This window comes from Corynebacterium amycolatum SK46 (genome assembly GCF_000173655.1).
GTDB lineage: Bacteria > Actinomycetota > Actinomycetes > Mycobacteriales > Mycobacteriaceae > Corynebacterium > Corynebacterium amycolatum_A.
On the sequence record NZ_ABZU01000013.1, the window covers coordinates 1 to 12,100 of the forward strand.

The 12,100-nt window shown below is 57.4% G+C and carries 8 protein-coding genes, 1 tRNA gene and 1 other RNA gene; 5 read left to right on the forward strand and 5 right to left on the reverse strand.

The genetic code is table 11. The features are described 5' to 3' along the window. Positions 1-79: 79 nt before the first annotated feature. Both CORAM0001_RS08370 and CORAM0001_RS08375 read right to left on the reverse strand, forming a co-directional pair. Positions 80-153: transfer RNA gene (locus CORAM0001_RS08370), tRNA-Met, on the reverse strand. A 200-nt stretch (positions 154-353) separates the two neighbouring features. Beyond that, positions 354-3,341, reverse strand: coding sequence for a UPF0182 family protein (locus tag CORAM0001_RS08375; protein ID WP_005511408.1), 2,988 nt, complete (start codon positions 3,339-3,341; stop codon positions 354-356). Between the two features lie 151 nt (positions 3,342-3,492). Here CORAM0001_RS08375 and CORAM0001_RS08380 point away from each other — a divergent pair, with 151 nt between their 5' ends. Together CORAM0001_RS08380 and CORAM0001_RS08385 are read left to right on the forward strand one after the other, a co-directional pair. Further along, a complete protein-coding gene (locus CORAM0001_RS08380) occupies positions 3,493-4,074 on the forward strand; it encodes a PPA1309 family protein (RefSeq protein WP_005511433.1) in 582 nt (193 codons plus the stop codon). Positions 4,075-4,321: 247 nt separating this feature from the next. After that, the gene (locus CORAM0001_RS08385; protein WP_005511434.1) at positions 4,322-5,161 is read left to right on the forward strand and encodes a GDSL-type esterase/lipase family protein; all 840 of its coding nucleotides are present in this window, start codon (positions 4,322-4,324) and stop codon (positions 5,159-5,161) included. Positions 5,162-5,267: 106 nt separating this feature from the next. Here the strand turns inward: CORAM0001_RS08385 and CORAM0001_RS08390 are convergent, their stop codons facing one another. The 3 genes from CORAM0001_RS08390 to smpB all read right to left on the reverse strand — a co-directional run bounded on the left by CORAM0001_RS08390 (position 5,268) and on the right by smpB (position 8,310). Then, positions 5,268-6,980: a heavy metal translocating P-type ATPase gene (locus tag CORAM0001_RS08390; RefSeq protein WP_208854655.1), complete on the reverse strand. Its 1,713-nt coding sequence runs from the start codon at positions 6,978-6,980 to the stop codon at positions 5,268-5,270. Positions 6,981-7,320: 340 nt separating this feature from the next. Beyond that, positions 7,321-7,705, reverse strand: a transfer-messenger RNA (tmRNA) gene (gene ssrA / locus CORAM0001_RS11100). 101 nt (positions 7,706-7,806) lie between these two features. Next, complete coding sequence (smpB, locus tag CORAM0001_RS08395; RefSeq protein ID WP_005511394.1) at positions 7,807-8,310, reverse strand: SsrA-binding protein SmpB; 504 nt, start codon at positions 8,308-8,310, stop codon at positions 7,807-7,809. Between the two features lie 205 nt (positions 8,311-8,515). On the opposite strand from smpB, the gene CORAM0001_RS08400 reads away from it, so the two are divergent. From CORAM0001_RS08400 to CORAM0001_RS08410, 3 genes are all read left to right on the forward strand, one after another. Then, positions 8,516-10,159: an AbgT family transporter gene (locus CORAM0001_RS08400; RefSeq protein ID WP_040361712.1), complete on the forward strand. Its 1,644-nt coding sequence runs from the start codon at positions 8,516-8,518 to the stop codon at positions 10,157-10,159. Positions 10,160-10,322: 163 nt separating this feature from the next. Then, positions 10,323-11,090, forward strand: a complete 768-nt coding sequence (locus CORAM0001_RS08405) for an alpha/beta hydrolase family protein (protein ID WP_005511397.1) — start codon at positions 10,323-10,325, stop codon at positions 11,088-11,090. 20 nt (positions 11,091-11,110) lie between these two features. Next, the gene (locus CORAM0001_RS08410; RefSeq protein WP_005511425.1) at positions 11,111-12,091 is read left to right on the forward strand and encodes a cation diffusion facilitator family transporter; all 981 of its coding nucleotides are present in this window, start codon (positions 11,111-11,113) and stop codon (positions 12,089-12,091) included. The last annotated feature ends 9 nt before the right edge of the window (positions 12,092-12,100 follow it).

Consider the following 12,100-nt stretch of genomic DNA (forward strand, 5'->3'; position numbering starts at 1 on the left):
ACCCCCCCCAAACGGTGATTTGGCCTCAGAATAAAGAAGACCCCTACCAGCGTTTGCACCGGTAGGGGTCTCTTCTTAGTGGCGGGGGTAGGATTCGAACCTACGACCTCTGGGTTATGAGCCCAGCGAGCTACCGAGCTGCTCCACCCCGCGTCAACTGTCCTGGCTTTTACAAGCACTCACAGCGGGCGCTGGTCTCTCTGACCAACGAGAAGTAACTGTAGCACGGCGTTCCCAGCAAAGACCAATCCCCAGGTCATAGCCGGTTTCGCTACAACCTGGGGAGTCTGCGGACCATAGAAACCTATGATTCTCTGTTAACTACTCGTTGCACGTCTTAATCACCGTAAGCCTTACTGGCCGTTGGCCTTTTGGTAGTCAGCGGCAGCGCGGTCAAGTTCGGCCAGTGCCTGGCCCTGTGCCGCGTAGTCACCGTTCTTCTGTGCGTCGTTAAGCTTTTGCAGTGCGTCGGAGATACGGCGAGCGGCATCGTCACGCGCGGCGACATCAACCTTGCGATCTTCCTTCGGTGCCTCGTCGTCGGACTCAGCGTCGGCGGCATCCTTGTCCTTATCCGCCGGCTGCTCCCCAGCCTCTTCCTCACCGCGGACCTTGGTCACGGCGGAAGCATCGATACCGACCTGGCTCAGAGCCTCAGTGACCGTGGCGCCGTAGCCCACCTGGCCGCGGTAAGCGACGAGAATACGCAGCAGCTTCGGGAACGCGGTCTCCTGGCCCTTGCGCTGGGTGTAGACCGGTTCGACGTAGAGAATCTCGCCATCGCCAACCGGCAACGTCAGCAGGTTACCGTTGGTGACCACGTTCGTGCCCTCGAGCAGGGTACGGTCCTGGGCGACCTCATCTGCGGACATCATCGTGTCCTGCGCCTGACGCGGACCCATGGTCTGGGTGTTGGTCGGCAGGGCACGGATGGTGATGCGGCCGTAGGTCTCCGGATCAGAGGACGCACTCATCTGGGCGGCGAGAAACTCGCGCTCCAGACCACGGAAAGCGGAAATCAGCTGGAAGCTCGGCTTGCCGGTCTCCGGATCGGAAGCGACAACGTAGTACGGCGGCTGGGAGAGGTTCTGCTCTTCCGGCGCGGTCGGGTCAGACGGGACAGACCAGAAGGAGTCATTGGCGAAGAACACGCCCGGATCGCTGACGTGATACTTGGCCATCAGCTCACGCTGAACCTTAAACAGGTCCTCCGGGTAGCGCAGGTGCTCCTGCAGCTCCTCGGAGATCTCCGACTTTGGCTTCACTACGCCTGGGAAGACACCCTCCCAAGCCTTGAGCACCGGATCCTTCTCATCGAACTCGTAGAGCTCAACGGTGCCATCGTAGGCATCGACGGTCGCCTTGACCGAGTTGCGGATGTAGCTGACCTCGCTGTTTGGCAGCGGGCGTGGAGTGCCATCGGGGTTAATGGAGTCCTGCGTGGTTTCCTGGAGGCTCATGCGCTGGGAGTACGGCATCTTGGCCAGCGTGGTGTAGCCGTCGACGATCCACTTCATACGACCATCGACTACAGCCGGGTACGTCTTGGTGTCAGTGGTCAGCCACGGGGCGACCTTCTGAACACGGTCACGCGGATCGCGGTTGTAGATGATCTTGGAGTCCGGCCCAATGCGGTCGGACAGCAGGATGTTCAGCTCCTGGTAACGGGTGGCAAAAATCATGCGGCTGGCAAGTCCGCCAACGCCAACGCCGCCCTTACCGTCGTAGGTGAAGTTACGACCGTCAGCATCGTACTCATAGTCCTTGCCGTCACCGTTACCGCCAACAATCGCGTAGTCGGCATCGCTGTTGGCGATAACCGGGCCGTAGTAGATACGCGGCTGCTTCAGGTTCAAGTTCATGCCGTTCGGGTCCTCGGACTCGAACAGGTCAGCCACGGTATACAGCGGGTAACCGCCGCGGGCGGAACCGGACTCGGAGGCAACCTCGTCGACCTTATTAGCCGGTGCGGCAACAAAACCATTGCCGTGCGTGTAGACCGTGTGACGGTTGATCCAGTCAGTTTGGTTGCCTTGCAGCGTCTGCGGGTTCAGCTCACGAGCGGCGACGATGAAGTCACGGGACGCGCCATCAATCTGGTAGCGGTCAATGGCAAGCGGATCGGAGAAACCATAGAAGTTCTTCAGCTGACGCTGCTGCGTGAAGGTACGTGGCAGCACTTCCGGATCCAGGATTCGGATATTGGCCAGAGTAGCGGCATCGCGGGAAATCGAGTCCGCCCCTTCCTTCGCGGCTTCCTTATCGCCTTCCTTTTCAGCCGGAACGCCCCAGTCGCGCTCAACCTTCACCTTGTCGTCGGTAAGCCCGTAGTGGTAGCGCGTCGATTCAATATTGCGCGCAATGTACTCGCGTTCCTTGGAAGCGCGGTTCGGGTTAACCGAGAACTGCTCAACTGCCATCGGCCAGGCCACGCCAATCAGACCGGCGGAAACCAACATCAGCACAGTGGCAAACGCCGGGATGGAAAGATTGCGCAGGAAAATGGCCGCGAAGAATGCAGCGGCCACGACAATTGCGATGACCAGCAGCGTAATCTTCGCCGGCAGCAGCGCATTGATATCGGTGTAGGAACCACCGGTGAAGGTCTTCTGCTTGTTATTCAGCAGCTCATAGCGGTCCAGCCAGTAAGACACAGCCTTGAGCAGCATGAAAACACCGGCCCAGCACGCCAACTGCGCACGAGCCGCATTGGAAACGCGGGTCTTCTCCCCTGTAGTCGGATTACCTGGGCGGATGCCACCAAGGAAGTAATGCGTCACCAGCGACAGCAGGAACGCAATGACTACCAGGACAACCAGCGTCGAAACGATGTACGACCACAGCGGCAACTGGAATGCATAGAAGCCCAAGTCCTTGCCGTACTGCGGGTCAGTCTCACCGAAGGACTGTCGATTTAAGAACAGCTGCACCGTCTGCCAATTACCCTGCCCCACAAGGCCACCGAGTACGCCGAATACAACGGGCAGCGCGGTGAACATCGACTTCGAACCGGATTCAGCCATCCGTCGGTACACTGCCTGCGGGCTGCGTGGATCCGTCAGTCCGAGGTCGACGGGTCGCGAGCGCCACGCCAGCCACATAGATAGAAATGTCAGTACGCCCGTTATCAGGCCTACGGTGATAAACAGGACGATACGAGTGAGCCACGTGGTGGCGAATACCCCTCGATGGCCCACTTCACCGAACCACTGAAAGTCCGTATAAAGATTGACGGCGATCGGAATAACAAAGGTCAGCGCGGCAATCACCAACACGGTAATCGCCAGCCACCCCGGGCGGCCACCCGCCGATCGTCTCGGTCGAGTCTGGTTTAGAGACAACGTCTCTCCTGTTCGAGTTGAGCTTGACTTGCCAGCGAGCTGGTAAGTCGGTCGTATGCTTATCTGTCATCTACTCTAAATAAAGTTCCTAACAATTGACTAAGGATGCTGTTAATACAGCGTTGCCAGGAAAGGGGCGTCGTCAAGCGTCATGAGCGAAAACAACGGCACTCAGACTCATCTCAGCCAGCAGGCACTCAATCGCGCCGTGCGTGAGGCTGCCGAATACGTCCACGCCGAAGGTTGGGACCGCGCTCCGAGTCTCTTCGCCCTCGTCCCCACCGCCGCGCTTGCCGACGTGCTTGCCGACGAGCTGATTGACAGCGCCCCGCTGACTGTCGTTGCGCAGGAACCCCTCCCCGAGGGAATTGAAGGTGGTAGCCCTGAGTTGGCGGACTTTATCGCTCGGACATCGTGGCCGGCAGGTGTCGTCGGTGCCGTGTTAGCGCAGGAAATTATGGTCGTCGCCCCGGAGCAGGCGGACAGCTTTGAGGGTGCATCCCTGGACGAGGTGCGGGCGCAGGCGGATGGTGAGGCGGCTCGTCAGGCACGTCTTTTCAGTGGCGTTATCAGTGAAGGTCCACACCTAACGCTGATTCAGCCGCGCCCCACAGAGGCAGAACTGGATGAGCGTGGCCCCTTTGCTGAAGATGAGATTGAGCTAAAAGATGGTTCTGGGGTAGCCGATGGTGTCATCGCTGCGCTGTATTCCACGTTCGGAAGCGCCTCATAAATCCGCCTACCAGCGATAAGAGACAAAAAACGGCATTGAAAGCGCCGAATATCCATATAACTAGCTGATTCCGGTTGACATCAGGACTAGAACCTAGTTGTATAACAAAGTGATAAAGGCGCGTCTCTAAGTATCCGCTCAGGGTTCTGTCGGGCTTGGTTCTTCCAGGGACGGTCTGTAGCGAAGAAATCGCGAGTGTAGCGCGAGTTTTTCCTTCTATTGGTTTTCAACTAAGAGGTTTTTAATTATGAAGAACAACGTTGTTCGCCGTGCAGCAGCCTCGGCAGCTGCAGCTTCTGCGCTGGCAGCCTCCCTCCTGACTGGCGGTGTTGCCAACGCTCTTCCTACTGGTAACTACGTTGCTTTCGGCGATTCCTTCGCTGCTAACCCGGGTCAGTCCGACCCGGCCGTACCGGGCCGTGGTGGCTGCCCGATTTCGGTCTCGAACATCGGCTCTCACGTTGCTCGTGAGACTGGCCTTGAACTGCACGACTACTCCTGCAACGGCACTACCGCTTTCATGCCGACTCAGCCGCAGAAGTCCCTGATGGGCCAGGTTGACAACGCCATCGCTCAGGGCTCCCTCGGCCCGGCTACCCAGCTGGTGACCATCTACGTTGGCGCCAATGACGCAATGCAGGGCGCTGTGCTGCCAATGCCGGTTCAGGATGACCTGTACACCACCAACGTTGTGGCCGCTGTAGAGAAGATCAGGGCCGCTAACCCAACTGCTCGCGTCATGCTGATTGGCTACCCGGCTTTCACCTCTAATGACCCGACTCACTACGCATGCCCGGTTAACGCCGCAGGTTTTGCACCACACATTCCGGCTGCCGGCATGCACGACTTTGAGATGGCTCTGCAGAACCGCCAGCAGCGAGCTGCAAATGAATCCGGTATCGGCTTCGTCAACATGAAGGAAGTTGCCCACATCGACGTGGCAATGTGTGGTCCGGACGGTGAACGTCAGGTCTCTGCAATTCTGGATACCGATGTTGCTTCCTACAACATGACCAACCACCCGACCTTCCACGGCTCGGCAGTTACTGGCACCACCATCGCCAACGTCTACAAGAGCACTTTCTAAGACTTCTCAACGTCGCTCAGGCGTTATAGAGTGTAAAACCCCTCGACCCCGCTTTGAAAAGTGAGGTCGAGGGTTTTGCTGTCTGTTGCCGCCGCGGGCCCAGTTTTTACACTTTCGCTTCCGCCACGTCCGCCTCTGCAGTGACCTTAATGCGTTCTCTTCCCTTCAGCGCGCGGAGGGCGTAGAGAATAGTTGCTAGGTCGATAACCTCCTGCAGTAGCGCACCGACCACTGCTGGGATGTAGCCGAATGCTGCAACAAGCATCAACGCAACGGAAAGCACGATACCGATCCAAATGGCTGTCTTGGCTACGGTCAGCGTCCAGCGACCAATATCAATAGCTCGCGCCACTCGAGAGATATCGTCGCGAGTGATGACCACATCTGCCGCCTCGGAGGCTTCCGTGTCACCGCGTGCACCCATGGCAATACCGATGCCAGCAGCTGCGAGCACCGGGGCATCATTGATTCCGTCGCCCACCATGATGACCGGGTGCGGCTCCATTTCCTTCAGCAGGCGTACCTTGTCCTGCGGCAGCAGAGAGGCATGGTATTCGGGAATGCCTACCTGACCTGCGATTGCATGCGCGGTGTTGGTGTTGTCACCGGTAAGCACCACCGTTCGTTCAAAGCCGTGGTGCTGGAGTGCACTAACTAGCTCCGCTGCATTTGCGCGTGGCTGATCATCCAAGATCAATGCGCCGGCGTACTTGTTGTCAATGGTGACGTACGCTGCCGTCTGGCCGTGACGGAAATCAATTTCCCTAGCCTCCGGCGCCACCCGCCGAATGAAGTCCAGCGTGCCGACGCGCACCTTCACTCCATCGACCGTGGCTTCCACGCCTTCGGCATCTACTTCCGTACCATCTTCGGCCACTGGCAGCTCCAGCCCATCGGCTGCCTGGATAATGCTGTCGGCCAGGACGTGCGTGGAGAACTGCTCGGCTGCCGCAGCGTAAGCAAGCATCTGATCACGATCGACGCCTTCCGTGTGAATCTCGGCGACTGTTGGGCGGCCATAGGTCAGCGTGCCGGTCTTATCGAAGGCGATTGACTTAGCAGCAGCAAGGCTCTCTAGAACGGCACCGCCCTTAACAATCACACCAGCATTGGATGCACGACTCATGCCACCAAGGAACGCCACCGGAGCGCCAATCAGCAACGGACACGGGGTAGCTAGAACGAGCACCTCCGCGAAGCGCACGGGATCGCCACTCATAATCCATGCCACCGCTGCGATGAGCAGCGAAACTACCGTAAACGGCACCGCGTAGCGATCCGCCACACGCACAATAGGTGCCTGCTGATCTTCTGCCTGCCGCACCAGCGCAATAATCTTCTGATACTGAGAATCTGCCGCTGACTTGGATGCTTGAATACGAACTGCCTGTGTCCCGTTGACGGAACCTGACAGAATCGTGTCTCCGATATTCTTATGTACAGCCGCTGCCTCACCCGTTAGCGAGGACTCATCGACCGAAGTTTTATCAAAAGTCACACCGTCAACCGGAACGACCTCCGAAGGACGTACCAGCAGGTAGTCGCCTTTTGCGACATCCTCAATGAGGATTTCCTCCGCCTCATCCGGCGCCGCCTCCAGCGACGGCAGACGACGTGCCATATTCGGTGCACGATCTAGAAGGCTGCGCAAATCCCGCTTTGCGCGGTAGGCCGCATAGTTTTCCAGTGCCTCACCGCCGGTGAGCATTAGAGCAATGATCGATGCCGCGATGTATTCCCCCACCGCAAGGGTCGCAACCATCGCAATAACAGCGAGAATATCTAGCCCGAATTCCCGGCGTATTATCTGCTTTACCATGTCGAATGCTGTCAAAATAATGACGAACCCGACAAAAACTGTTGCAACAATTTGGGCTGTAGCTGTCAAGCCTGTGAAATGCAGAATAAGCACAACAATAAGCTCGATTACTACAGCAACCAAAAGACGGTATTTCTTTAAAATGTTGCGCATTTTCCCCATAACCCTATAATGCCAGGTTATTGGGCATTTTGCGAGTTCAAAGGGTGCAATTCAGATTGTTCAACGAGCATTACCTAATGCCTTTTACTTTGCAGTGCCTGACCAATTAAAAATACAATTGCACAACATAAAAAATATAAAAGCAAAATCCCCGGCCATGATGACCGGGGATTTCCATCTGTGGAGCTGCCGAGAATTGAACTCGGGTCCACCGCCAACTCGCCAGGGCTTCTCCGTGCGCAGTTCGCACAATCGCCTCTACTCGACCCTTCGGCTCAGGCAAACATGTCCGAATGACGGGCCCAGCCGCAAGTAAGAAGATCCCCGATGAGCCTTACGGCACACCCATCGGGCGAGCCCTTTTAAGTCGATGCCAGGGTCCGGACCAAAGGGCAAGCCCGGTCTGACAGACACGCTAGTCGCTTAATTAGGCAGCGAGAGCGTAGTCGCGCTGAGTGTTCTCGGCGCTTAATCAGTTGCTACGACGCTTAAACGGTGGTCTCTAGCCTGCACCGGCACGCTTCCCCTGGCTCACTGTACGGTGTCGAAACCATGTCAGCCCCATACAATGCCTTCGAGCACGGGAAAGTGCGTAGCACTCAAAGGATGTTCAAGAATAACGCTTTACGACGAGTAAAGTCAACAGACCTCGTCGTAAAGCCCACTACCCCTTGATGCCTTTCACACGGCGGCCCAGCGCACGAGTAGCTTCACGCTCCTCCGTGCGGCGCTTGATGTCCTGGCGCTTGTCATAATCCTGCTTACCGCGGGCGAGTGCGAGCTCGACCTTCAAGCGGCCGTTGGTGAAGTACAGCTTCAGGGGTACAAGCGTGTTGTTGCCATCGCGGACCTTGCCCCACAGGGTGTCAATCTCCTTGCGGTGCAACAACAGCTTGCGCGAACGACGCGGCGAGTGATTTGTCCACGATCCGTAGGAGTACTCCGGGATATGCAGCCCGCGCAGCCACACTTCTCCGTCATCGATGGTCGCGAAGGCGTCGTTAAGCGATGCTTTGCCCTCGCGCAGCGCCTTGACCTCAGTGCCCACGAGAACGACACCGCATTCATAGGTGTCAAGAATGTTGTAGTCATGGCGGGCACGACGATTGGTGGCCACCACCGCGTTGTTGGCGCTGACCTTTTCTTTTTTCGACTTCTTCTTGCCCATAACCTGCTTAACTCTAGTCGAAGAAGGTGCACTACAGCTATTCCCGAGCTATTCCCTAACTTATTCCCTTAACTTTCCCTTATGCGCCTGCTTACAGCTCGCATACTTACAGCTCGCATACATATGCCTCTGGCCTTTTACGTTGTGACGCAACTTACTTTCCCCTAACCTTTTACCAACGTCTAACACAGAGAGATTTATACATATGGGACAGTCAAAAACGTTGGAACCGGACAAAGCGCCACCGAAGCCAAAGGGGTTCCTAGCCACACTTGAACGCATCGGCAACGCACTGCCAAATCCGTTTTGGCTGTTCGTGATTCTTGCCGGTGTAGTCATCGTTTCTTCGTGGCTCGGTGAGACTGCGGGTATGCAGGCCAAGGATCCCGCGTCGGGTGACATCATCGAGGTGGAAAGCCTCGCTACCGCTGAGTATCTGCAAAAGATGGTTTCTGAGGCGGTAACGAACTTCACGGACTTTGCGCCGGTTGGCCTGATTCTGGTGTGCATGCTCGGTGTCGCAATTGCGGAGTACTCCGGTTACATCGGCTCGGCAATCCGCGCGGCAATTTCCAAGGTGCACTCCCCTGTCCTGCTGACATTCATTGTCGCCCTGGCCGGCGTGACTGGTTCGATCGCTTCTGACGCCGTCTACGTGATTCTCATTCCGCTAGGCGCCGCCTCATTTGCCGCCGTTGGTCGTAACCCTATTGTCGGTGCGATGGTCGCCTTTGCCGCCTCGTCGGCCGGGTTCAATTCGTCGCTGGTGCTCAACATCACCGATGTGCTGCTGGCAGGTATCTCCACGCATGCGGCGCACTTCGTGGATCCGGAATACGTAGTTTCTCCGCTGGCCAACTACTTCTTCACCATGGCCTCGTCGATTGTGCTGGCGCTGATTATTACGGCTGTTACTGAGCTGTTTATTACCAAGCACGTGGAGAAGACCGTCCACGACGACCACATTGACCACGATGCCGCGGAGTTCACCAAACCGGGCGCTTCGGAGGAAGCTGCCGAGGAAAACGCCAAGAAGGAGGAGCGGAACACCGCATCTAGCAGCTCCAGCAATGGCCGCGACAAGCTCATCCTGAACGCCTCCGAACGCCGCGGCCTGCGCTATGGCAATATCGTCGCCGTCATCTTCCTGGCACTGTGGTTCACCGCGCTCTTCACTCCCGGCTCGCCCTTGCGCGGCGAGGGCGACGGCATCTTGAATTCCGTACTGCTTACCGACGTCGTGGTGTCCATTGCCCTCTTCTTCGCTGTGGTCGGTATTGCGTACGGCATTGGCGCCAAGACCATCACTTCCTCTGCAGATGTGCCCGCCTTCATGGAGCGTGGCCTGGGCACACTGACCACAATGATGGTGCTCTTCTTCGCTGTCTCGCAGTTCACGGCCTACTTCAAGTGGTCCAATATCGGTCAGTGGACCGCTATCAAGGGCTCCGAGTTCCTGACCAAGGCGGATCTGCCGCCGCTGTTGCTCTTTGCTGCCTTCGTCCTGATGGTGGCTGTTCTCAACCTGCTGATTACCTCGGGCTCCGCACAGTGGGCACTGATGGCGCCGGTCGTGGTGCCGATGCTGATGTACGTCAATGTCTCCCCAGAGGTCTCCCAGCAGCTATTCCGTATTGGTGACTCCCCGACCAACATCATTACACCGATGTCGCCGTACTTTGCGCTGGCACTGACCTTCCTGCAGAAGTACTACAAGCCGGCGGGTGTCGGCACGCTGATGTCACTGGCCATCCCTTACTCGCTGTGCATGCTGGTGGGCTGGTTCCTATTCTTTGTCGTTTGGTATCTCGCGGGTATTCCGCTGGGGCCAGGGGTTCCGGTGCGTTAACTCACAACTTCTGGGCAACTGAGGGATTGGTCGAATTTTTCGGTCAATCCCTCAACTATTTGCGGTACTCGGGTTTAGTATTGCGTACGGTCGCCACCACAACGGGCGTCGTTAAGCGAAAACGTACACACTTTGAGCACACACTGAGACGCGGATATAACCTATGCCAACAAAGCACCTAAAATTTACGGGATCGACAGGCGAGACTCTGGCTGCATCGATTGATCTGCCGGACGGTAAGCCACGCGCGTGGGCGCTATTTGGTCATTGCTTCACGTGTAATCGGATGGTGCCCGGCGCGTCACGCACCTGCAAGGCGCTGGCGAAGAAGGGCATTGCGGCGTTCCGGTTCGACTTCACTGGCCTTGGGCAATCCACTGGCGATTTCGGTGAGACGACGTTCCAGACCAACATTGATGATCTCAAGGCCGCCTACAAGTTCATGGAGGCAGAGTTCGAGGCACCGTCACTGCTAATTGGGCACTCGCTCGGTGGCGCAGCGGCGCTGAACGCCGGGCACGATATGCCGAAGGTCAAGGCGGTAGCGACAATCGGTGCGCCTTTCGATCCAGCTCACTCGATTGTGCGCATTGCCGGTGATATTTCGACGGTCGATGAGCATGGCACGCAGGTTCTGCAGATTGAAGGCCGTGGCATTCCCATCTCCCGTGAGTTCCTGGAAGTGTTGGCGGACTACAACCCGGAGGTTTATCTCAGCCAGCTGCGCAAGCCGCTTCTGATTCTGCACTCTCCGACCGACCAGACCGTGGGTATTGACAGTGCGCAGAAGATTTTCCAGGTATCTCGCTATCCAAAGTCTCTGATGAGCTTGGATCGCGCGGACCACTTGCTCACTCGCGCTAAGTCCGCTGCGCGTGCCGCTGACCTGATTTATGCGTGGGCTGACAGCTATCTTCCGGAGGCTGAATAACCCCGTTATCATTAGGGGTTATGGACACGACTGAACACTCTGGCCACTCACACGGCCACGGTCACTCACACGGTCATTCACACGGCCACGGTCAGGGCCACTCTCATTTTGACCCCGCGAATACTCCTGCCCGCCGCCTGCTCGCGGCTGCGGGTCTAACTCTTGTCGTATTTCTCGCCGAGCTCATCGGTGGCTTGGTTTCGGGTTCACTGGCGCTGCTGGCAGATGCCGGCCATATGGTGACGGACTCCGCGGGCCTGCTGATGGCGGTTGCCGGTTTGGCTATCGCCCAGCGCGGAGCCAATCACCGCGCGACGTACGGGTACCGTCGTGTTGAAGTTCTGACTGCTCTCGTCAACGGTCTGACAGTTTTCATCATTGCCGCTGTGATTCTCTGGGGCGCAATCCGGCGATTCGGGTCAGTGGAGCAATCTGAAATTCAGACCACCTCGATGCTCATCATCGCGGTCATCGGCCTGCTGACCAACGTTATTGCGGCGTTTCTGCTCGCGGGTGCTGCCAAGGAAAGCGTCAACGTCCGTGGCGCATATCTTCATGTGCTTGTCGACGCCGCTGGTTCGGTCGCCGTCATTATCTCCGCTATCGCTATTGCATACACAGGTTGGACCGCCATCGACTCGGTGGTCTCCATCGTGATTGCGCTCTTCATTGTCCCGCGCGCTGCCATTCTGGTGCGCGACTGCCTTCACGTGCTGCTGGAGTACACCCCGGAAGGCGTCGACACGGAGAAAATTGCTGCTGACCTGTCTGACCTGGACGGAGTCGTCGATGTCCACGATCTCCACGTCTGGTCCCTCAACGGCAATGACCTGTTGGCATCTGTCCACCTCGTGCGCTGCGACACGCTCCCCAACGGCGACGAGCACGCATTGCTCGACCGTGCGCAGGCACTGCTTCACGACGTCCACGGGATTGAACACGCCACGGTGCAGATTGAACGAACCGGGCATGCTGACCACGAGTACCCGGCTCATACCTAGATTGTTCGG